The following is a 21,971-nucleotide window of genomic DNA, read 5'->3' on the forward strand; positions in this document are numbered from 1 at the left end:
TTCAAATGAGTGGGCAGGCAGCATACGCCGGATCAGGTACGGCTCAAATCACTCTGCATATCGCCCAGCAGTTGCGGCTGCAGATCAGTGAACAGATGCGGATAGCACTTTTGCAGATGTTCGAAGAAGAACGTTTCCGGGACATCGGCGAATTGGCCATGGTCGACCAGATACTCCATCAATTGCGCACCGTCACGGTTGAACGGGTGAAAAACGCTGTCGTTGATGCCGTCGAATTCCAGCGGCGCGACGTTGAACAGCTCGCAAAGCTTCTGATTGAACGCCGGCGTGGCCTTGACCCAGCGTCCATTGAGGAACAGCTCGGTGTAACCGTGCATGGCGAACATGTCGCTTTTCAACAGTTCAAGCAGGCGCGGCGTCGACAAGTGATTTTTCACGTCGGCCAGCCCGATCCGCGCCGCGATTCCGCAATGCCGAGCGCAGCCCGCCAGCAGCGTGGCTTTCGGTACGCAATAACTCTCCCCCGTCGCCAGTGCATAACTGCCACGCAAGGTCTGTGGATCACGACTGAAGGTGTAGGGGTTGTAGCGCACCGCCTCACGCACGGCGTAATAAAGACTGATCGCCTGCTCGAGCGGCTCGCGGCTGGCGCCCCGATGTTGTTCCGCGAACTCCACCACTGCCGGGTGGTCACTATCGATGAAGCGGCCGGGACTCAGATACTCGTGCATGACGACAATCTCCTGGGTGAGCCCCGAGTCTAGCGACAGCTTCAGCACAGAGATAACGACGTTTCGGCCAAACTTGGACGCAAAGACGCGGGATCAGCGAACGATTTCCCACACGTGTTGCCCACCGAACCTACGAAAACCATCCGGGGTTTCCCACGATTTCAATCACCTTGGTCTGACCACCCGGTTTTACAGATGCCGTCTAAGCTCTGGAGGGTCGATTTGCCTTGGTTCACGGAGGACTGAATATGCTGTTGTTGTGGATACTGGTTTTGATCGTTGGCGTGGCGTATCTCGCCCACCGACGTATTTCCCCTCTGCCGGCCTTGGGCATTGTTGCCGTCTACTTGCTGGCGATGGGTATTTTCAGTCACGCACCGGGCTGGCTGCTGCTGGTGTTCTGGGTCGCGCTGGCGGTGGTTGCCGCGCCTTTGTTGCTGCCCGACCTGCGCCGCAAACATTTCACGGCGCCGCTGTTCAACTGGTTCCAGAAAACCCTGCCGCCCATGTCGCAGACCGAACGCGACGCGATCGACGCCGGCACCGTGTGGTGGGATGGCGAACTGTTCAGCGGCCGTCCGGACTGGGACAAACTGCTGGCCTATCCCAAGGCGCAATTGAGCGAAGAAGAACAAGCGTTCATCGACGGCCCGACCGAGGAGCTTTGCGCGATGGTCACGGACTGGCAGATCGGCCAGTCGATGGATCTGCCACCGCAAGCCTGGACGCACATCAAGGAACACGGTTTCTTCGCCCTGATCATTCCGAAAGAATTTGGCGGCAAAGGCTTCTCGGCCTACGCGCACTCGCAAGTGGCAATGAAACTGGCCACCCGTAGCGGTGACCTCGCCTCCACCGTCATGGTGCCCAACTCCCTCGGCCCGGCCGAACTGCTGCTGCATTACGGCACTGACGAGCAACGCAATCACTACCTGCCACGTCTGGCCCGTGGCGATGACATCCCGTGCTTCGCCCTCACCGGTCCGCTCGCGGGTTCCGATGCCGGTGCGATGCCCGACACCGGGATCATCTGCAAAGGTCAGTGGGAGGGTCAGGAAGTTGTCGGCCTGCGCCTGAACTGGGAAAAGCGTTACATCACCCTCGGCCCCGTGGCGACGCTGCTCGGTCTGGCATTCAAAGCGTACGACCCGGAGCATCTGCTGGGTGACAAGGAAGACCTCGGTATCAGCCTGGCGCTGATTCCGACCGATACCGCCGGCGTGGAAATCGGTCGCCGTCATCTGCCACTGGGCGCGGCGTTCATGAACGGCCCGAACTCCGGCAAGGATGTGTTCATTCCGCTCGACTTCCTTATCGGTGGTCAGGAAATGCTTGGCAAGGGCTGGATGATGCTGATGAACTGCCTCTCGGTCGGCCGTTCGATCTCGTTGCCAGCCGTCGGTACCGGCGCGGCCAAATTCACCAGTCTGGTCACCGGCCAATACGCGCAGATTCGTGAGCAATTCAACGTGCCGCTATCGGCGTTCGAAGGTATTCAGGAAGCGATGGCACGCATCGGCGGCAACGCGTGGATGATGGACGCGGCGCGGATGCTCACCGCCAACGCGGTGGATCTGGGCGAGAAACCGTCGGTGCTGTCGGCGATCCTCAAGTACCACCTCACCGAACGCGGCCGCGAGTGCATCAGCCACGCCATGGATGTGCACGGCGGCAAAGCGATCATCATGGGACCAAACAACTACCTCGGACGCAGCTGGAACGGTGCGCCGATCTTCATTACCGTGGAAGGCGCGAACATCCTCTCGCGCAACCTGATGATCTTCGGTCAGGGCGCGATTCGCTGCCATCCGTTCGTACTGAAGGAAATGGCCCTCGCCGGTCGCGAGGACAAGGATCAGGCGCTGAAAGAGTTCGACGGCCTGCTGCTCAAACACATCGGTTTCGCCGTCAGCAATGCCGCCAGCACGCTGGTGTTGAACCTTGGCTTCGGCCACTTCGAACACGCGCCGGGCGACAAGATCAGCCAAGGCTACTTCCGTGCACTCAATCGCCAGGCAGCGGCATTTGCCATGCTCGCCGACTTCAGCATGATGTTGCTGGGCGGCGAACTGAAGCGTCGTGAACGTCTGTCGGCACGCTTGGGTGATGTGCTGAGCAACCTGTATCTGGCCTCGGCCGCGCTCAAGCGCTATCACGATCTGGATTCGCCGGCGTACATGGAGCCGCTGTTCCGCTGGGCGATGGAAGAAAGCCTCGGCCAGTCGGAACGGGCACTGGATGAGTTGCTGCGCAACTTCCCGAACAAAGTGTTTGGCTGTCTGTTGCGCGCTATCGTCTTCCCGTTCGGCCGTCGTCACAAAGGCCCGTCGGACAAACTCGGTGCCGAAGTGGCTGGTGTCATTGGTCGCGCCAAGGGCGATCCGGCGCTGGAAGAACTGCTTGCAGGTTGCTATCGCCCGCAGTCGGCAGACGATGCGGTCGGGGCATTGCAACATGCCAGCGATTTGCTGAACGCCGCGCAGCCGTTGCACAAAAAACTGCACACCTCGCTGAAAAGCGGTCAGGTCAAACCGGTCGCGGGCGAACACGCGATCGATGCGGCGCTGGAGGCCGGGGTGTTGCAACCGGTGGAAGCACAAAGCCTGCGGGATGCCGAAGCGGCGCGACGCAAGGTGATTGACGTCGATGATTTCGACAAAGAGGAGTTGAAACAGGCAGAGGGCAAAGTCCGCTGATCCTGACAACCATGTCCAAGAGGGCGCAGGAGCTTTATACTCCCGCGCCCGTTTTGCTCTTGAGGACTTATCTCGTGTCCAACGTCGTTGCCGATCATCTTGTTTTGCTCGACCACCTGCGCAGTATCCTGGTCGCCGTAGGTGAGGCCGAACAGGTTCCCGAAGAAAGCCATGCCCTGTTCCTGGAGCGCTTCGACGAACTGCTGGCATCGCTGCCGATCGATCCGATCGAAAGCCAGTACCTGGGCCAGGACATCCTGACTCAAGTGATTTCCCGTTACCCGCAAATCGCCCACCTGATCCCGCGCGATCTGCTGTGGTTCTTCGCCGGTGACTGCCTGCACTACCTGTCCGATGAAGAGATCGACCTGTATCAGGCGTTGGAAGAACGCCGTTACGAAGCTGAACAGAACGACGAACCGTTCGACTGGAATCAGGAGAAACAGCTGCTGGCGATGTCCGCTCAGGACAGCAAGCACTGATTTAACTGTTTGGTTGAAGGTCAAAAGATCGCAGCCTTCGGCAGCTCCTGCAGTGGACTCACGCAATCCCCTGTAGGAGCTGCCGAAGGCTGCGATCTTTTGCTTCTGCGTTACAGCAACCCCTCGCTTTCGGGCAATTCATACGCCATCGCAGTGTTACTCACACCACCTGACTTACCCGGCTTGCTCAAGGTCGGCTCTTTCTGCAGACACTCCACCAGATAGTCGATAAACACCCGCAACTTGGGAGGCAGATAGCGCGTCGGCGAATGCAGCAACCACAGTCCGCCATGGTAGGACGCGAGGAAGGTCCAGTCCGGCAGCACCTGCACAATCAACTTCTGCTCAAGTGCGTAACGGGCAGTGAAATACGGCAGGCTGCCAATGCCGATGTGCTGCAACACCGCGCCCAATCGCACGCCCGTGTGATTGGCGGCATAGCGACCACGCACACCCACTGTCACTGCCTTGCTGCCTTTCTTGAATTTCCAGCGCGCATCACTGGGGGTTTCACCCAGATAAATACAGCTGTGATTGAGCAAATCATGGGGGTGGGTCGGTGTGCCGTGCTCAGCCAGGTATTGCGGCGTGGCACAGAGCAAATGATCGATGGTCAGCAATTGCCGACCCACCAACCCGGCCGGTGGTCGATCCGTGATGCGAATCGCCAGATCGACATGATCGTCAATCAAATCGACCTGACGATCCTCCAGCAGCAACTCGACATCGACCTTGGGATAACGCCGCAGAAATTCAGGCATATGCGGATGGATCACGAAGCGACCCACCGCTTTCGGCACGCTGACGCGCACCAGACCCTCCGCTTCGTGAGTGAACTGGCCACTGATTTCCATCACCGATTTGGCCGCGCTGACCATTTCCTGGCAACGCTTGAACACCTCCTCACCGCCGTCACTCAAACGCAGCTTGCGCGTGGTGCGCTGCAGCAGCCGCGTGGCCAAGGCTTTTTCCAGCCGCGAAATACTGCGGCTCACCGCTGACGGCGATGAGCCCAATTGCCGAGCGGCTTCAGAGAAGCTGCCGGTCTCCACGACCTTGACGAAAATGGCCATTTCACCGAGCAGCGGTAGCGGCAGATTGATGCTCACAGCGCACAAGTCCTTTGATGTTTGAACGGATTATCACGTTATTCCACGATTCATATAATAAAAACAGAAACTTTAATAAGGGCATGGAATATGACGCTTCGCCTCTTTTTCCATAGTGATGACCTCAAGGCCAATGTGGAAGTCCTCGACTGCACGCCCCAAGAGAACGAATTCGCCGTGGTCTTGCGCGCCACGCTGTTCCACCCGCAAGGTGGTGGCCAGCCGTGTGATACCGGCTGGATCGGCGAAAGCCAGGTACTGCGTGTGGTACAGGAACCGGACCGGATCATTCACTTTGTCGATCGGCCAGTGGCACTCGGTATGACCTGCATCCGCATCGACGAACAGCGCCGCTGTTTCAATACGCGCATGCATTCAGCCGGCCACCTGATCGGGCATTTTGTTCAGGCGCTGGGCTGGATGCCGATCAAGGCACATCACTGGCCGGATGAAGGTCGTGTGCAATTCAAACCCGGCGATGCCGCCCAGGAAGTCGACGCCGAGACCGTTCAAACCGGTATCGAGCAGTGGATCGAGCACGACCTGCCGCGCCTGACCTCACTGCGCGAAGGCGCGCGGGAAATCGGTTTTGGTGAACTGCCCGCCTACGGCTGCGGCGGCACCCATGTACGTAGCCTGAAGGATCTGGGCACAGTCACGATCGCGTCCCTTTCGCAGAAGAAGGGCACGTTGTCCGTCCACTACAACGTGGATTGAGCATTTCGGACGTTGCCTCACGCAGCGTCCGACGCCGGGGAACCGCATTCGCAGGTTCCGTTGACTATCGATAGATGGACCTAAAAAAATGATGCTAGACGTCGAGCGTCTCGATGAGACGTGCATAAAAAAACTGGCCAACGAAGAAGTCCTCGCCATTCGCGTCAAAGGCTTTTTGCCTGAGCCACTGGCCATTCAGATTGGCGACAAGATTCTCGCTCCAGGCTTTGAGGGTTACATCAACGCGCCCAGTATCGGCCGCATCGGCATGGCTTTTTACGAAGCGGAAAACCAGCCGCTGCTGATCGAGGATTATTTCGAACGCGCCACCAGCAACATCGCCGAACTGCGCAATCGCTGCGCGCCCTACTCCTCACCGATCGACACCTTGCGCTGCATGCTCGACGAGTCCTGGCCGGCTGGCGCACACCTGGAAAACCTCTACGGCCGCAAAATGTATGTCGGCCTATCGCGAGTAGTGAAACCCGGCGTGTGCTTCCTCGCCCATCACGACATCTTCGCCAAAGACGCACCGGACAGTTTCCAGGCCCGCAGCCTGGAAGCGCAGTTCGCCTGCAACGTCTATCTGAACATGCCGACCGAGGGAGGCGCGTTGCAGATGTGGGACGACGACATCAGTCCGGATCAATTCGATGAAATGCGTGGCGACAGTTATGGCATCGAACCGGCGTTGCTCGGCCCTCCTGCCCTCGAAGTGAGGCCGCAACCCGGCGATTTCATCATGTTCAATTCGCGGCGCATGCACTCGGTGACCCCGGGCGTGGCCGATCCGCGCTTGAGTCTTTCCTTTTTTGTCGGCTATCGCGGCAATGCTTCACCCCTGACCTACTGGAGCTGAGATGTATTCGAATTATCTGGGCGAGTTTCTGGCGCTGGCTACCATTCACTTTCTGGCCGTGGTTGCTCCCGGCCCCGACTTCGCGGTCACTATTCGCCAAAGCGTACGCTTCGGCCGGCTGGTGGGGATTTGCACGGCGCTGGGTATTGGCGCGGGGATTTCCGTGCACGTGCTGTACACGTTGCTTGGCGTCGGTGCGCTGATGCACACCACGCCGTGGTTGTTGACCGTGGCCAAAGTGGTGGGCGGTGCTTACATCCTGTATCTGGGTGTCAGTCTGCTGCGCAGCAAGCCAAAGTCAGCCCTTGAAGGTGAGAAAACCAGCGAAGAGCCGCTGGTTGAGCAAACGCTGTTCAAAGCCTTCAGCACCGGTTTTCTGACCAATGCGACCAACCCCAAGGCCACGCTGTTTTTCCTGGCAATCTTCACCACGATCATCAGCGCCGAAACACCTCTGCAAATCCAGGCCTTTTACGGGCTGTGGATGTGCTTTGTGAATGCGCTGTGGTTTGTCGTGGTCGCGCTGTTTTTCTCGAGCAATCGGGTGCGCTTGCTGTTCATGCGGATGGGCCATTGGTTTGAACGCACGATGGGCGTGGTGCTGATTCTGTTTGCCGGTCGCTTGATGCTGTCCTGGTAAGCAGACGCCAAAATGCAAAAAGGCCCGCCGAGTCGTCTCAGCGGACCTTTTTCTTTATGCCTGATGACACGACCACAAATCGCGCATACAAAAACGCCGCTCTGTTGAGCGGCGTTTTTGTGAATATGGAGCGGGAAACGAGACTCGAACTCGCGACCCCGACCTTGGCAAGGTCGTGCTCTACCAACTGAGCTATTCCCGCAATGGCGTCCCCTAGGGGACTCGAACCCCTGTTACCGCCGTGAAAGGGCGGTGTCCTAGGCCACTAGACGAAGGGGACACAGGCTACAACTTTCACTAATAAAAACGCCGCTCACTGAGCGGCGTCTTTAGAATTTGGAGCGGGAAACGAGACTCGAACTCGCGACCCCGACCTTGGCAAGGTCGTGCTCTACCAACTGAGCTATTCCCGCAAATGGCGTCCCCTAGGGGACTCGAACCCCTGTTACCGCCGTGAAAGGGCGGTGTCCTAGGCCACTAGACGAAGGGGACACGCTACCCGGAACACATGGTGTGTGTTTCGGTGTCCAGATCCTTGTCCGAAGACTTGGTTCTGGTTTCACTCAGCACCGCTCGAAAGCACTGCTGTTTAAAATTGGAGCGGGAAACGAGACTCGAACTCGCGACCCCGACCTTGGCAAGGTCGTGCTCTACCAACTGAGCTATTCCCGCATTGGCGTCCCCTAGGGGACTCGAACCCCTGTTACCGCCGTGAAAGGGCGGTGTCCTAGGCCACTAGACGAAGGGGACACACTACAACATTCACTCCCTGCCGCGCTTCGCTGTGTGCTTTACGCTGCAAGTGGCGCGCATTCTATGGATGGATTGAGAGGTCGTCAACCCCTTGATATAAATTTATTTAAATCAATGACTTCGACCTGCTTTACGGCGGCAACCGGGCTTTTCCGTCGCCCGACGATTGACGCCTATATTCTGCCACTCGCCAAGACGTTATAGTCCACCGCACAGTGATGGCAATCTGCACCCGCAGCGCCAGCATTCATATAAGCAGCGTGCGGCCGATACAGATTGAACCTGCCGATCCAACTCGTCGAGCGGCGCTAGGCGGTTAAATGCCCAGCCACTACACTCGCATGCGAACCCTATAAAGAGGTCTTACCGGTGACACCACTCATGATCACCCTGCTAGTCATAGCCGGGATCGCAATTCTGATCGCCATTGGCTACATGAACCATGTGGTGGAAAACAACAAACTGGAGAAGGCCCGCACCAAGGTCGAGCTTAACGACCGCCTGCGCCGTTGCGGCGAACTGACCGAGACCTTCCCGGGCCAGTTCATGACCCCGGCCCTCAAGCTGCTGCTGACCCGCCTGGAATTGAACGTCTGCCAGCGCCTGCTGAACCTGGAAAAAACCAGCGCCACCACCAAAGCGCGCATCACCGAACTGAGCGCCCTGGTCGCCCAAGGCGAATCGATCCCGGTCAACAACCCACCGGCCCCGATCCTGACCGAAGCCAAAGCCAAGGACGTACGCTTCCTGCTCGAAGCCCTCCACGGCCAGATCACCCGCGCCGCCCACGACGGCTTCCTGCCACCGAACGAAGCCAAACACTGGATCCGCGAAGTCCGCCATATTCTCGTTTTGCTGCACATCGAATTCTTCAACAACCTCGGCCAACAGTCCCTGCAACAAAACCAGCCCGGCCAGGCCCGCCTCGCCTTCGAACGCGGCGTGCAATACCTGCGTAAACAGCAGGATCCGCAAATCTACGCAGAACAACTGCAATACCTGGAAAAACTGCTGGCCCGCGCCAACGCCCAAGTCATGGACAAGATTGCACCGGTTGAAGGTGAAGAGAACCAACTGACTGCCGGCCTGAAAGATGTAGAGGCCGATGCCGACTGGAAGAAGAAAGTGATTTACGACTGATTGCAGAGGTTGAAAGAAGAGCCACCGGAGAGGTGGCTTTTTTGTGGGCTCGCGGGAGTGAACACGATAGACGCCCGGTGAATGTGAGAGCGCTTTCGCGAGCAGGCTCACTCCCACAATTGGATTGAGTACATCTGACAGAGATTGATCGGCTGCCAGGCCGCGATCGCGAGCAGGCTCACTCCTACAATTGGATTGAGTACATCTGACAGAAGACTGGTCGGCTGTCAGGCCGCTTTCGCGAGCAAGCTCGCTCCCACAGAACAGCAATAACAGAACGCGAACTGCTTTTGCTCTTCACCACTCAACAGGATGAGCGTTAGCTCGGCTGCAGCTCTTGATCTTGATCTGAAAGCCCGTCGGCAGGCTGAGTGGAGGGATTGATCCGGGGGTGGGAGCGCAGCGACCGTTCGACGAAGTCGAACACATCGAGAGGAGGTGCAGCGAAGCAAACCGGAGACGATGCCCCCGGATCGATCCCGGAACGAAGGAACCCCGAGCCCCAGCGAGCGGGCCGAACGTCAGGGCGCAGACCTTTGGTTCCTTTGGGGCGTTTGCCAAAGGGACTCGCCGTAAGGGCGAAAACGCCAGCGGCAACACCCGCAGCAACGGATATACACCCAAACCCCCAAGAGCATGGCCGGCCCAAAGGCCGCCAAGCCCAAAGCATCAAAGCCGAAAATGCCCAACCATCCCGCGCAACTCACCCCCCAACTGCGCCAGCTCAACACTTGAAGCCGCATTCCCGCGCATCGCGATCGACGACTGATCCGCACTCGCACGAATACTCGTCACACTGCGATTGATCTCCTCCGCCACCGAACTCTGCTCCTCCGCCGCCGCCGCAATCTGCTGATTCATCTGCTGAATCAACGACACCGCTGCCGCAATACTCCCCAGCGCACTCTCGGTCTGCAACGCATCACTCACCGCCAGCTTCACCAACTCCCCGCTGCTCTGAATCTGCTGCACCGAGGAATCCGCCGCCGAGCGCAAAGCACTGACCAGCCGTTCAATTTCCTCAGTCGATTGTTGCGTGCGCCGAGCCAGCGCACGCACCTCATCGGCCACCACCGCAAAGCCCCTGCCCTGCTCCCCGGCCCGCGCCGCCTCGATCGCCGCATTCAACGCCAATAGATTGGTCTGTTCGGCGACACTCTTGATCACCCCCAGCACCGTCCCGATATTCTGGATTTCCGCACTGAGACTTTCGATGCTGGAACTGGCTGACGTCGCCGAATCAGCCAACTGCTCGATGCGCGCCATGCTCTGGCGCACTACCTGCTGCCCACTCTCGACCTTGTCATCCGCCGTCTGCGCGGCCAGCGCCGCCTCTTCGGCATTGCGCGCAACGTCATGCACGGTAGCGGTCATCTGGTTCATCGCCGTGGCGACCTGCTCGGTTTCTTCCTTTTGGCTGCTGACCTCAAGGTTGGTCTGCTCGGTGACCGCCGACAACGATTGCGCCGAACTGGCCAGTTGCTCGATCCCCGCCTGCAAACCACTGACGATGGTGCTCAGACCCGCGCCCATCTGTTGCATCGCCAGCATCAACTGACCGATCTCGTCGCGCCGGGTCACTTGCACCGTTGCACTCAAGTCGCCGGCAGCAATCTGCTGCGCGACCTGAATCACGCTGCGCAATGGCGCGACGATCAGTCGAGTGATCAGCCACGCAGCCAGCAATCCGACCAACAGCGCCAGCGCCGATGAACCCATGATCAGCAGCGAGTTTTTCGTCAGTTCCGCCTGCATCGCACCGTCTTCAGCGACATAAGCCTGATTCACCCGCTCGACCACTTGGTCGGCACGCTGGTGCAATTGTTCGTAGACAGTTTTTTCCTGCGCGAGCAATCCGGTGTACTCGGCCAGCTTGTCGTTAAAACCGGCGATGTGCCCGGAGACTTCAGTGAGCACGGTCAGATAACCCTCGTCCTTGACCGTGGCTTTCAGTTCTTCTGCCTGCGTCTGGGCTTGTGCGGCCTGTTCGATATTGCCCTTGCCGGCACTGTCGGCATCGCCCTTGCGGCTTTGATCGAGGCGAATCCGCGCTTCGTTCATCGCTTGCAGCATCAATCGCGAAACCTGACTGACCTGACTGGCCTGCTCGATGAACTGGGCCCCATCCTTACCCTCGGTGTCCTTCAAGGTATAGGCACCATCATCGGCTAGCCCTGCCTGCAATACATCAAGGTTGTTGGCCACACTGGACACCGACCAACTGGCCATTTCCAGCGCGAGGTCCTTGGCCTGAGTCAACGAGACAAACTCATCAAACGCCTTGCGATAGGCGCCCAGCGACTGCTGCACATCATTCATGACCGGCACATTCGCCGCCGACTGCGCCTTTAGCTGATCAGCCAGAGCAACCAGTTCGTCGACGCCCTTACGCAGGGCATCGGCCGTCTTCGAATTGCCCCGCAAGGCATATTCCTGCTCGAGCAGGCGCACCTTGAGCAGGCCACTGTTGAGCGAGGACATCTGTTTCAGCCCGTCGAAACGCTGACTGATGGTTTGCAGGGACCAGACGCCAATAGCCGCTACCAGCGCGGTGAGGAGCAAAACCAGCACAAACCCGATACCCAGTTTTTTTGCCATACCGAGGTTGGCAAAACGTCCTTGCATGGCCGAAATCATTGCACGTAGTCCCCTGCCATTGTCAGTAGAGCGAAGAGTCGCAACGGCCATCCACCGGCACAAGTCTCTGGCGTCGGAATAATGGCAAAAAGCTACGCCCGCGTCGTTTTCAGAACACTGGAGGTCGATCCGAACCGGTGTGGCGAAAAAACTGCCGGGCCCGTGGATCACACGCGTAGGCGACGTTGATGCGCAGCCAGTCGCTCGACTCGCCACTGGGGCTGAATGCATCAGACGCTGACAGCAACACACCGCAGCGTTGAGCCTGCCAGCGCACCCGAATCTGATCGGCCATGCGCGAGCGCGCCCAGATGAACAAGCCACCCGCAGGCTTGCCGAAAACCTCCCAATCGGCGTCCTCCAGCGCCTGCAGTGCGGCCGCGCGATCGGCATTCAGGCGTTGACGCTGACGCTGCACCAGTTTGCGGTAAGCACCGCTGACCATCAGACTGGCCAGCACTGCCTCGGTGAACCTCGACGCACCCAAGCCGCTGATCATCTTGACCTGCGCCAGGCGCCTGACCATGTCGCTGTCGGCGCAAACGAACCCGACCCGCAAGGAACTGCTCAGCGTTTTGGAAAAACTGCCCACGTAGATAACTCGGCTCTCATCGTCCAGCGCCGTCAGTCGTGTACCGTTACCGGTATGCAAGTCTGCGTAGACATCGTCTTCGATCAAGCGCAAATCGTAGGTCTTGCTCAGTTGCAGGATGCGTTGCGCCACACTCGGCGACAGGCAACTTCCGGTGGGATTGTGATGATGGCTGTTGATGAATAACGCGACAGGCCGAAACTGTTGCAGCAACGCCTCCAGCGCTTCGATATCCGGCCCGTTCGGGGTTCGACTCACCTCTAGCATACGCACGCCATGCAGACGCAGCAGATCAAACAGCGGCGCGTACCCCGGTGTTTCGACCACCACGCAGTCTCCGGCCTTGAACAAGGTGCGCACGATCAGATCCAGCGCATGGCTGGCACCGCCGGTACTCAGCAACTGCGAGCTGCGGGCCTCGATACTGAACAGCTTCAGACGTTTGACGATCTGCTCGCGCAACGCTGGAAGCCCCAGGGGTGTGCTGTAGTTGAACAGGCTGGCCATGTCGGTGCGCGCCACCTCGCGCAGCGCATAGCTGAGGTCGTCAGGCTCGCGCCAGCTTTGCGGCAGACCACCGGCCCCCAGTTTCAAGCCGCCTGCGGCCTCGCAGACTGCATCGCACCAGGCAAACCGGCCCTCGAATGGCGCCAGTTCATCCTCTGCACCCAGCCTCGCTGGCGCGGCAGCGACAATGAACCCGGTGCCCTGGCATGAACTCAAAACACCCTGCGATACCAGCCGTTCACACGCCTCGACCACACACGACTGACTGAGCAGATTGCCTCGAGCAATTTGCCGAACCGAAGGCAAACGGGTAGCTGGCGGCACACCACTTTGCAGGATCCACTCCGTCAGTCCGTCAACAATCTGCTGCACGACCGGCACCATTGCCTGTCGATCAATTCTCAATTCCATGAGCAAGCAAACTCCTGTCCATTTTGCTGGCGGCAGTAAATCACAGCCGCGCCGGACAGGCTGTGCGACAACGCCGCCAAAAGCGACCGTTCTAACGGTTTGATACACATTGTTTAAGGGGCTTCACGGAACTGACCGTGATTCACAAAAAAGCCCGCAAGAATGCGGGCTTTTTTACTTGCGCCATGTTCAGAATGCGGTAACGCCGCCATCCACTGCCAGCGAGTGGCCGGTGGTGAAGGCGGCACCGTCGCTGCACAGGTACAACACGGCGCTGGCAATTTCCTCGACTTTGCCGATACGACCGACCGGGTGCATCGCATTGGCGAACTCGCCTTTCTTCGGATCGGCCTCATAGGCACGGCGGAACATGTCGGTATCGATCACCGCCGGACACACCGCGTTGACACGGATTTTCTTCTTCGCGTATTCGATGGCTGCCGATTTGGTCAAACCGATTACCGCGTGCTTCGACGCTGCATAGATGCTCATCTTCGGCGCCGCGCCCAGTCCCGCTACCGAGGCGGTGTTGACGATCGCCCCACCGCCCTGCGCCAGCAACAGCGGCAGTTGATACTTCATGCACAGCCAGACGCCTTTGACGTTGACGCCCATGATTGCGTCGAACTCATCCATCGAGCCATCGGCGAGTTTGCCTTTTTCGATTTCGATGCCGGCATTGTTGAAGGCGTAGTCGAGACGGCCGTAGGTGTTGATGACCTCGTCCATCAGATTCTTCACTTCGCTTTCGACGATCACGTTGCAGCGCACGAAAGTCGCTTCGCCTCCGGCTGTACGAATCAGCGCCACCGTGCCCTCGCCCCCTGCCGCATCCAGGTCGGCGACTACCACTTTCAGGCCTTCGGCGGCGAACGCCTGCGCGGTCGCGCGGCCGATGCCGTTGGCCGCGCCAGTGACTACGGCAACTTGACCGGAAAACGTCATGCTCATTGTTGTGTCCTCGGAGGGGTAGATGCAGGGGATTTGCAGCATAGCCATTGAGGTATGAGGAGCGTCAGCACTATCCAATGGCTGTTTATGTGCCCATGCGTCGCAGTGATAAAACCGGCCTGGTGATCATCACTGCACTGGATCGGCGTGCATTCGCCGCATCAGCCAACCTTGCGCCGATGCTGTCGAGGGTCTATCAACAAGGCTTCATTCCGTTCGAGTGCCTGTCATGACCAACCAGACCAATCGCCAGTTCCTGCTCGCTAAACGCCCGGTGGGTGCGGCTACCCGCGAGACCTTCACCTATCAGGAATTACCGGTCGGCGAACCGGCGGCGGGCCAGATTCTGGTCAAGAACGAATACCTGTCCCTCGACCCGGCGATGCGTGGCTGGATGAACGAGGGCAAGTCCTACATCCCGCCGGTGGGTATCGGCGAAGTCATGCGCGCGCTGGGCGTAGGCAAAGTCATCGCCTCGAACAATCCTGGGTTTGCCGTCGGCGACTACGTCAACGGCGCCATCGGCGTGCAGGATTATTTCCTCGGCGAGCCAAGAGGTTTCTACAAGGTCGATCCGAAACTCGCACCGCTGCCGGTGTATTTGTCAGCGCTGGGCATGACCGGCATGACCGCCTACTTCGCCCTGCTCGATGTCGGCGCGCCGAAGGCTGGCGACACCGTGGTGTTGTCCGGCGCTGCGGGTGCAGTGGGCAGCATTGCCGGGCAGATCGCCAAGATCAAAGGTTGCCGTGTGGTTGGCATTGCCGGCGGCGCCGACAAGTGCAAATTCCTCATCGACGAATTGGGCTTTGACGGTGCCATCGACTACAAGTCCGAAGATGTCGTAGCGGGGCTTAAACGCGAATGCCCGAAAGGTGTGGACGTTTACTTCGACAACGTAGGTGGCGACATTCTTGATGCGGTGTTGAGCCGTTTGAACATGAAGGCGCGTGTAGTGATCTGCGGCGCGATCAGCCAGTACAACAACAAGGAAGCGGTCAAGGGGCCAGCCAACTACCTGTCGCTGCTGGTCAATCGCGCGCGGATGGAAGGTTTTGTGGTGATGGACCATGCCGCGCAATACGCCAGCGCCGCGCAGGAAATGGCCGGGTGGATGGCCAAGGGGCAGCTAAAGAGCAAGGAAGATATCGTCGAAGGCCTGGAGACCTTTCCGGAAACACTGATGAAATTGTTCAGCGGCGAGAACTTTGGCAAGTTGGTGTTGAAGGTTTAAGGCCACCACAAAACCAATGTGGGAGCGAGCCTGCTCGCGAAAAGGGAGTGTCAGTCAACATCTGCATCGACTGACTCACCGCATTCGCGAGCAGGCTCGCTCCCACATTTGGATCTTCAGTGTGGCTTACGCGATATCAGCTACAACCGACGCCAGCGCCTTGGCCGGATCCGCCGCCTGGCTGATCGGACGGCCAATCACCAGATAATCGGAACCGGCATCCAGCGCCTGACGCGGGGTCAGAATGCGGCGCTGATCGTCCTGCGCGCTGCCCGCCGGACGAATCCCCGGGGTCACCAGTTGCAGTGACGGATGTGCGGTTTTCAATGCCGTGGCTTCCAGCGCCGAGCACACCAGACCGTCCATGCCAGCCTTCTCGGCCAGCGCGGCCAGACGCAGCACTTGTTCCTGCGGCTCGATATCCAGACCGATACCGGCCAGATCTTCACGCTCCATACTGGTCAGCACGGTCACGCCGATCAGCAACGGTTGCGGGCCGCTACGCTTATCCAGCTCCTCACGACAAGCGGCCATCATGCGCATACCACCGGAGCAATGCACGTTGACCATCCACACGCCCATCTCGGCGGCGGCTTTCACGGCCATCGCGGTGGTGTTGGGAATGTCGTGGAATTTCAGGTCGAGGAATACTTCAAAACCCTTGTCACGCAGGGTGCCGACAATTTCTGCAGCGCAACTGGTGAACAGTTCCTTGCCCACTTTGACCCGGCACAGCTTCGGGTCCAACTGGTCGGCCAGCTTCAGTGCGGCGTCACGGGTGGGGAAATCCAGGGCGACGATGATAGGAGTCTGGCAGGCGGACATGAATGGGCTCTCAGGCAGGTCGAAATCGGCGCGCATTGTAGCGGAACCGGCGGCGGCGCGGCACCCGATGATCGGTAAATCGTCGCGTCGACCGTGATCAGCATAGCGCTCGCTGCTATTGTGTCGACTCCGATACACAACCGACATGCCGCCAACACGCACCCGCGCTAGCCTCGCCAGCCGCAATACGTCCTTACATCAGCACTTCCCGCCTCACGGCCGGACGCCTATGCTGAACCCACCACCTCGCAGCCCATCTTTTGTGGTTGGCGGCCTACTGGCAGATGAACAGCCTCATGCACAACACCCAAATGACCGCGACGGATGAGCCTAAAGACGACAAGCGCTGGAGTATTCGCGCGCTGATCGTCGACGATGATGTGCCGATCCGCGAGCTGATGATCGATTACCTTGCGCGCTTCAACATCCACGCCAGCGGCGTCACCGACGGTGCGGCAATGCGTCAGGCGCTGCTGGCCGAGCATTTCGACGTTGTCGTGCTGGATCTGATGCTGCCCGGCGAAGACGGTTTGTCGCTGTGCCGCTGGCTACGCGCCGAATCGGACATACCGATCCTGATGCTCACCGCCCGCTGTGAACCGACCGACCGCATCATCGGCCTGGAACTGGGCGCTGATGACTACATGGCCAAACCGTTCGAACCGCGCGAACTGGTCGCCCGCATTCAAACGATTCTGCGTCGGGTGCGTGATGACCGAACCGAACAACGGGCCAACATCCGTTTCGACAACTGGCGCCTGAACAGCGTGCTGCGACAGTTGATCGCTGACGATGGCTTGGTGGTGCCGCTGTCCAACGCCGAATTCCGCCTGCTGTGGGTGTTTATCGAACGCCCGCGCCGGGTGCTCAGCCGCGAGCAATTGCTCGACGCGGCCCGTGGTCGTTCGATCGAAGCGTTCGACCGCAGCATCGATTTGCTGGTGTCGCGTCTGCGCCAGAAACTCGGCGACGATCCGAAAGCCCCGCAGTTGATCAAAACCGTGCGCGGTGAGGGTTATCTGTTCGACGCACGGGACATCGGCTGATGCGGGCGCGCTTCGACACGCTGTTCGGTCGCCTGTTTGGCGTGCTGTTCGTGGCGATCGTCCTCGCGCACCTGCTGGCTTTCACCTGGTTCCATCTCTACGGCCCGCCCCCGCCCCCGCCACCTCCTGGGTTCTCCCAGGGCGCCGACGGCCAACCGATGGCGCAGGACCCGCGCTACCCGCCACGGCCACCGCGTCCATGGTTCGGTGGGCCGGTGGTGCCGCTGACCTTTCAGTTCATCACTCTGATGATCGCGGCATGGTACGGCGCCAAACTGCTCAGTCGCCCGATTCAGCGCCTGAGTGACGCCGCCGAACGCCTCAGCGAAGACCTCGACAGTCCGCCGCTCGACGAGTCCGGCCCGCGCGAAGCACGGCAAGCGGCGCACACCTTCAACCTGATGCAACGGCGCATTCGCGAACAGGTGCAGCAGCGCGCGCGGATGCTCGGTGCCGTATCCCACGATCTGCGCACACCGTTGTCACGCCTGAAACTGCGCCTGGAAAACATCAGCGATGAAAAGCTGCAAGGCCAGATGCGTCAGGATCTGGACGACATGATCGGCATGCTCGACGCCACTCTCACCTATCTGCACGAACAGCGCACCAGTGAAGCCTTGCAATTGATGGATGTGCAGGCGCTGGTCGAGTCACTGTGCGAAAACGCTCAGGATCAAGGCGCCGACGTACAGGTCAGCGGCCACTGCACACCGTTAGCGGTACAGCCGATGGCACTGCGTTCGTGCATCAATAACCTCATGGACAACGCCCTGCGTTACGCCGGCCAGGCACGCATCGAATTGCACGATCAGCGCGAGCAACTGCTGATACGCGTGATCGACCACGGGCCGGGGATTGCCGAGGACAAGCGTGAAGCGGTGTTTGAGCCCTTCTATCGACTGGAAGGCTCGCGCAATCGCAACTCCGGCGGCGTCGGTCTCGGAATGACCATCGCTCGCGAGGCGGCGCAGCGTCTGGGCGGCCAGCTCAACCTCGAAGAAACCCCCGGCGGCGGCCTCACTGCCGTCATTCGCCTGCCACGCACTTGAGAGCACCACCGACTCACTGTGGGAGCGAGCCGGCTCGCGAAGGCCTCAGCTGATCCAACATCTCTTTTGGGTGTACCGGCCTCTTCGCGAGCAAGCTCGCTCCAACAGGGGTTCGGCGGTGTTCATTGCATCGTGTGTACCAACCGGTACAAATCCCACATACCCCCGACAACTTGCGCCCTGACGCTGCATAAGCCGGTACACCCACCGGCTTTCCATTCCAGGGAGTGAGTCCGATGATCGGTAGCGTCAGCAACTACACGAGCTATACCAGCACCAGCAGCACCTCCACGCAAAACGCCCGCAGCCAGCAATTGCAAAAAGAACTCTTCGCCAAACTCGACAGCAACGGCGACGGCGCGGTGGACCAGGACGAACTGAAAAGCGCCTTGTCGCAGAAGACCGACGACGGCCTGCTGGTCAATCTGAGCAAACAATTCGGCGATCTGGATAGCGATGACAGCGGCAGCCTCAGCGCTGAAGAAATGACCGCCATGGCGCCACCTCCGCCACCGCCACACGATCAGGCACCAGACACCGACCTCGCCGACGCCCTGATCAGCGCCCTCGACACCGATGGCGACGGCGCCATCAGCAGCGACGAACTGAGCAGCGGCCTGAACAGCGCCGGCAGCACCGCCGACAGCAACGAAATTTTCTCCGCCCTGGACAAGAACAAGGACGGCACCGTCAGCCAGGACGAACTCACCGCCAGCCTGACCCCACCGCCACCTCCGCCACCACAAATTGACAGCGACGAACTGTTCAGCCAGCTCGATGCCGATGGCGACGGCAGCGTGACCGCGACAGAACTCAGCAGCGCACTGCAAACCAGCAACAACAGCACCGCAACGACCAGCACCGACACCAGTGCCGCGCTGCTCAAGGTTCTCGATAGCGACAGCAGCGGCGGTGTCAGCAGCGACGAGCTGAAAGCGGCTTTACAGGCGGGTCGAGAACGGCCTGACGAAGAACAGACCGCTTCGACACAGAGCACTACTGAAGCGCTGAACCGCATGATTGCCAATCTGAGTAAACAGTACTCGCTGGAGAAAACGGCGTCGGTGGGCAAGTATTTGAATGTGGCGACTTGAGTCGACGCCCCTCACCCTAACCCTCTCCCGGAGGGAGAGGGTTAGGGTGAGGTGATTGGGAGAGCTACGCCGACGTGCAATACCGCGTTGAACTGAGGCTTTGAAAAGCACACATTTCGGCCCCCTCTCCCTCGGGAGAGTGCTGGGGTGAGAGGCAAATCCACCACAAAACCAAAGCCGAACACCCGCTCTTCACCACTCAATAGGCCGAGTGTCAGCTCGCCTGCTCTTGATCTTGATCTTGATCCACGGGCGACGTCGGAAGGCTTCGTTCCGGGATTGATCCGGGCGTGGGAGCGCAGCGACCGTTTGGCGCAGCCAAACACAGCGAGAGGAGGTACAGCGAAGCAAACCGTAGGCGCTGCGTCCGGATCGATCCCGGAGCGAAGGAACCCCGAGCCCCAGCGAGCGGGCCGCACGCAGGAGCAAGCCTTTTGGGTTACCTTTTCGGCGTCTGGAAAAGGTGACCCGCCGTAAGGGCGGAACCCTAAGCCGCCGTTACCGCAGCAACGGATATTCACCCAAAACCCAAAACCGCTAGCGCCGCTCCTCAACCCGAGACTGACTCTTACTCCAATCCGTCAACAAACTATAAGCCACCGCCAACAACGTAGGCCCGATAAACAACCCGATAAACCCAAACGCAATCAACCCGCCAAACACCCCAAGCAACACAATCACCAACGGCAAATTCCCCCCGCGACTGATCAGATACGGCTTGAGCACGTTGTCCACGCCACTGATGATGAACGTCCCCCAGATCCCGAGAAACACCGCCATCCCATACTCACCCTTCCACGCCAGCCAGGCCGTCGCCGGCACCCACACCAACGGCGGCCCCATCGGAATCAGACTCAACAGGAAGGTAACGATCCCGAGCACCAACGCCCCCGGCACCCCGGCAATCAAAAACCCGATCAACGCCAGAACCGCCTGCGCCGCCGCTGTGCCGATTACCCCGTTGACCACGCGCTGCACCGTACCGGCCACCAACTCGATGTAATACCCGGCACGATCACCAATCAAGCGCTCCAGCAGACTGTGCACAAACGCCGCCAGCCGAGGCCCGTCACGATAGAAAAAGAACACAAAGACAATGCTCAACGTCAGCTCGAGAATCCCGCCACCGATCTGCGCACTGCGCGCCAGCAGCCAGTTACCGACCTGCCCCAGATAAGGTTTGATCGACACCATCAATGCGGCGCCCTGCTGATCGATGCTGTTCCACAATCCGACCAGACGCTCGCCTGCAAACGGTACAGTCCCCAGCCACACCGGCGCTTCCGGCAGACCATCGACCTGCACATCCTTGATAAACGCCGTGGCATCACGCACATGATCCCCCACGTTGAACCCCAGCCACACCAGCGGCGCGGCCACCAGCAACATCCAGCCCAGCGTCAGAATACCCGCAGCCAGCGACTCACGGCCGTTCAGCCAACGGGTCAGCAGGCGCATCAGCGGCCAACTGGCAAACGCCAGTACCGCGCCCCAGAACAGCGCCGACCAGAACGGCGCCATCACCCACAGGCTGGCGCCAAACAACACCAGCAACAGGATCTGCACCAGCAGGCGATCATTATTGAGCATGTGAGGTCTCGAAAAGGTCAGTCAGGCAAAGAGTAGGCGAACACGCCGCGCGTGCTCGCCTGAAACAGCTTAACGCAACAGATCGATGCGCAGGCCAGAGCCTTCGACACTGCCGGTTTCCATGCGTGCCGCACGCACGCCCTGATTGATCAGAGCCTGGCGCCAGGCTTCGGCCTTGGGCCCGGACACCGTCACACGCAACGTCGTGTCGAGGTTAAGACCACGGGAAATCAGGCGTAGCCAGGTGTCATCAGGCTCATTCACCCGATCAGGAAAATCCAGCTCACCGGTGCTTTTCAGTTGACGCAACAGGGTCGCCGAGGTCGGCAGCAGTTCACCCAGCGGTGCAACCGCCTCGAACTGTTCGACATGCAGATAAGCTTTGCGATTGCCGCGAGTGATGCTGTATAGCGCCACCAGCGTGTTGTCACGTGGTGCCGCCAGCCTCAACAGCAGGTAGGCCTGCTGCTCGTCAGCACCATACAGTTTGGAATTACCAAACACCTCGTTGGCCCACAGGCTGCTTTCGCCGCAATCACGGGCCTGACACCAGAACAGCAATTCGGCGTCCTGTTTTTGCAGGGCTTCGCGAGCAGCGGTGAAGGCTTCGGTGGCGGAGTGTTCGGGCGGCAATTCGTAGGTCACCGAAGTGGTCTGGCCACGGGCGGTGACCTGGCCGTCGAAGCGCAGTTGCCCGCTGATCTTGCGGATCGAGCCCAGCGGATAGATCCGTTCCAGTTCAACCGGCGGGCGATAGTCGACGATCTGTGCATCGGCCAGACGCGGCACAATCTGCAGATCCTGACTGCCCGGCACATCGGCGGCGAATGAAACGGTACTGAAACAGCACAGTGCCAACAGACTGAGTGACCGCATAGTCAGGCTCATCGGATCGGCATGACTGAGTAATTCGAGGTCGCAGCGGTGTAAAAATCCATCGTGGTTGT

At 59.5% G+C, this 21,971-nt stretch carries 19 protein-coding genes, 6 tRNA genes and 1 pseudogene; 11 read left to right on the forward strand and 15 right to left on the reverse strand.

What is annotated here, in order from left to right; all coding sequences use genetic code 11:
* Positions 1-32: 32 nt before the first annotated feature.
* Complete coding sequence (locus tag ACZ0A4_RS15935) at positions 33-692, reverse strand: transglutaminase-like domain-containing protein (protein ID WP_463575528.1); 660 nt, start codon at positions 690-692, stop codon at positions 33-35.
* Between the two features lie 248 nt (positions 693-940).
* Between ACZ0A4_RS15935 and ACZ0A4_RS15940 the strand changes: the two genes are divergently transcribed.
* On the forward strand, positions 941-3,388 hold the full coding sequence (locus ACZ0A4_RS15940) for an acyl-CoA dehydrogenase (RefSeq protein ID WP_463575530.1): 2,448 nt from the start codon (positions 941-943) through the stop codon (positions 3,386-3,388).
* 74 nt (positions 3,389-3,462) lie between these two features.
* On the forward strand, positions 3,463-3,870 hold the full coding sequence (locus ACZ0A4_RS15945; protein ID WP_039760212.1) for a PA2817 family protein: 408 nt from the start codon (positions 3,463-3,465) through the stop codon (positions 3,868-3,870).
* 110 nt (positions 3,871-3,980) lie between these two features.
* On the opposite strand, the gene ACZ0A4_RS15950 is transcribed toward ACZ0A4_RS15945, so the two are convergent.
* Complete coding sequence (locus ACZ0A4_RS15950; RefSeq protein WP_463575531.1) at positions 3,981-4,979, reverse strand: LysR family transcriptional regulator; 999 nt, start codon at positions 4,977-4,979, stop codon at positions 3,981-3,983.
* A 90-nt stretch (positions 4,980-5,069) separates the two neighbouring features.
* Here ACZ0A4_RS15950 and ACZ0A4_RS15955 point away from each other — a divergent pair, with 90 nt between their 5' ends.
* The 3 genes from ACZ0A4_RS15955 to ACZ0A4_RS15965 all read left to right on the forward strand — a co-directional run bounded on the left by ACZ0A4_RS15955 (position 5,070) and on the right by ACZ0A4_RS15965 (position 7,195).
* The gene (locus ACZ0A4_RS15955; RefSeq protein WP_463575532.1) at positions 5,070-5,696 is read left to right on the forward strand and encodes an alanyl-tRNA editing protein; all 627 of its coding nucleotides are present in this window, start codon (positions 5,070-5,072) and stop codon (positions 5,694-5,696) included.
* A gap of 88 nt (positions 5,697-5,784) precedes the next feature.
* Complete coding sequence (locus tag ACZ0A4_RS15960) at positions 5,785-6,555, forward strand: 2OG-Fe(II) oxygenase (RefSeq protein WP_007908184.1); 771 nt, start codon at positions 5,785-5,787, stop codon at positions 6,553-6,555.
* A gap of 1 nt (position 6,556) precedes the next feature.
* Entirely contained in the window at positions 6,557-7,195 is a 639-nt protein-coding gene (locus tag ACZ0A4_RS15965) for a LysE family translocator (RefSeq protein ID WP_141126990.1), read from the forward strand.
* Between the two features lie 126 nt (positions 7,196-7,321).
* Here the strand turns inward: ACZ0A4_RS15965 and ACZ0A4_RS15970 are convergent.
* The 6 genes from ACZ0A4_RS15970 to ACZ0A4_RS15995 form a co-directional block, all read right to left on the reverse strand.
* A tRNA-Gly gene (locus ACZ0A4_RS15970) sits at positions 7,322-7,397 on the reverse strand.
* 2 nt (positions 7,398-7,399) lie between these two features.
* Positions 7,400-7,475 (reverse strand) — tRNA-Glu (locus tag ACZ0A4_RS15975).
* A gap of 57 nt (positions 7,476-7,532) precedes the next feature.
* A tRNA-Gly gene (locus ACZ0A4_RS15980) sits at positions 7,533-7,608 on the reverse strand.
* A 3-nt stretch (positions 7,609-7,611) separates the two neighbouring features.
* Positions 7,612-7,687: transfer RNA gene (locus ACZ0A4_RS15985), tRNA-Glu, on the reverse strand.
* Between the two features lie 104 nt (positions 7,688-7,791).
* Positions 7,792-7,867, reverse strand: a tRNA-Gly gene (locus ACZ0A4_RS15990).
* Between the two features lie 2 nt (positions 7,868-7,869).
* Positions 7,870-7,945 (reverse strand) — tRNA-Glu (locus ACZ0A4_RS15995).
* A gap of 384 nt (positions 7,946-8,329) precedes the next feature.
* Between ACZ0A4_RS15995 and ACZ0A4_RS16000 the strand changes: the two genes are divergently transcribed.
* A complete protein-coding gene (locus ACZ0A4_RS16000) occupies positions 8,330-9,088 on the forward strand; it encodes a hypothetical protein (protein ID WP_171057407.1) in 759 nt (252 codons plus the stop codon).
* A 669-nt stretch (positions 9,089-9,757) separates the two neighbouring features.
* Here the strand turns inward: ACZ0A4_RS16000 and ACZ0A4_RS16005 are convergent.
* The 4 genes and pseudogenes from ACZ0A4_RS16005 to ACZ0A4_RS16020 form a co-directional block, all read right to left on the reverse strand.
* A complete protein-coding gene (locus tag ACZ0A4_RS16005) occupies positions 9,758-10,639 on the reverse strand; it encodes a methyl-accepting chemotaxis protein (protein WP_432767192.1) in 882 nt (293 codons plus the stop codon).
* Positions 10,619-11,776: pseudogene (locus ACZ0A4_RS16010) on the reverse strand (HAMP domain-containing protein); the annotation flags it as partial. The pseudogene ACZ0A4_RS16010 and the gene ACZ0A4_RS16005, both read right to left, overlap by 21 nt.
* A gap of 58 nt (positions 11,777-11,834) precedes the next feature.
* Positions 11,835-13,235: an aminotransferase-like domain-containing protein gene (locus ACZ0A4_RS16015; RefSeq protein ID WP_463575533.1), complete on the reverse strand. Its 1,401-nt coding sequence runs from the start codon at positions 13,233-13,235 to the stop codon at positions 11,835-11,837.
* 189 nt (positions 13,236-13,424) lie between these two features.
* Positions 13,425-14,186, reverse strand: coding sequence for an SDR family oxidoreductase (locus tag ACZ0A4_RS16020; protein ID WP_463575534.1), 762 nt, complete (start codon positions 14,184-14,186; stop codon positions 13,425-13,427).
* Positions 14,187-14,281: 95 nt separating this feature from the next.
* Here ACZ0A4_RS16020 and ACZ0A4_RS16025 point away from each other — a divergent pair, with 95 nt between their 5' ends.
* Positions 14,282-14,419 (forward strand): hypothetical protein, encoded by a 138-nt coding sequence (locus ACZ0A4_RS16025; RefSeq protein ID WP_463575535.1) that lies wholly within the window; start codon positions 14,282-14,284, stop codon positions 14,417-14,419.
* Positions 14,416-15,420, forward strand: a complete 1,005-nt coding sequence (locus ACZ0A4_RS16030) for an NADP-dependent oxidoreductase (protein WP_463575536.1) — start codon at positions 14,416-14,418, stop codon at positions 15,418-15,420. The genes ACZ0A4_RS16025 and ACZ0A4_RS16030 overlap by 4 nt, the downstream gene beginning before the upstream one ends.
* Positions 15,421-15,546: 126 nt before the next feature.
* Here ACZ0A4_RS16030 and pyrF read toward each other — a convergent pair whose 3' ends face one another.
* Entirely contained in the window at positions 15,547-16,245 is a 699-nt protein-coding gene (gene pyrF / locus ACZ0A4_RS16035; protein WP_463575538.1) for an orotidine-5'-phosphate decarboxylase, read from the reverse strand.
* A gap of 296 nt (positions 16,246-16,541) precedes the next feature.
* Here pyrF and ACZ0A4_RS16040 point away from each other — a divergent pair, with 296 nt between their 5' ends.
* The 3 genes from ACZ0A4_RS16040 (at position 16,542) to xopAW (ending at position 19,434) form a co-directional block, all read left to right on the forward strand.
* On the forward strand, positions 16,542-17,291 hold the full coding sequence (locus ACZ0A4_RS16040) for a response regulator (RefSeq protein WP_016983639.1): 750 nt from the start codon (positions 16,542-16,544) through the stop codon (positions 17,289-17,291).
* Positions 17,291-18,340: a sensor histidine kinase gene (locus tag ACZ0A4_RS16045; protein ID WP_463575539.1), complete on the forward strand. Its 1,050-nt coding sequence runs from the start codon at positions 17,291-17,293 to the stop codon at positions 18,338-18,340. Before ACZ0A4_RS16040 ends, ACZ0A4_RS16045 begins: the two co-directional genes overlap by 1 nt.
* A gap of 236 nt (positions 18,341-18,576) precedes the next feature.
* Positions 18,577-19,434, forward strand: a complete 858-nt coding sequence (gene xopAW / locus ACZ0A4_RS16050) for a XopAW family type III secretion system calcium-binding effector (RefSeq protein WP_463575540.1) — start codon at positions 18,577-18,579, stop codon at positions 19,432-19,434.
* A gap of 537 nt (positions 19,435-19,971) precedes the next feature.
* Here the strand turns inward: xopAW and ACZ0A4_RS16055 are convergent.
* Positions 19,972-21,024 (reverse strand): AI-2E family transporter, encoded by a 1,053-nt coding sequence (locus tag ACZ0A4_RS16055; protein ID WP_463575541.1) that lies wholly within the window; start codon positions 21,022-21,024, stop codon positions 19,972-19,974.
* A 69-nt stretch (positions 21,025-21,093) separates the two neighbouring features.
* A complete protein-coding gene (locus tag ACZ0A4_RS16060; protein WP_141129564.1) occupies positions 21,094-21,900 on the reverse strand; it encodes a DUF4892 domain-containing protein in 807 nt (268 codons plus the stop codon).
* Between the last annotated feature and the right edge of the window lie 71 nt (positions 21,901-21,971).

The sequence above is a fragment of the Pseudomonas sp. AC172 genome, assembly GCF_979258595.1.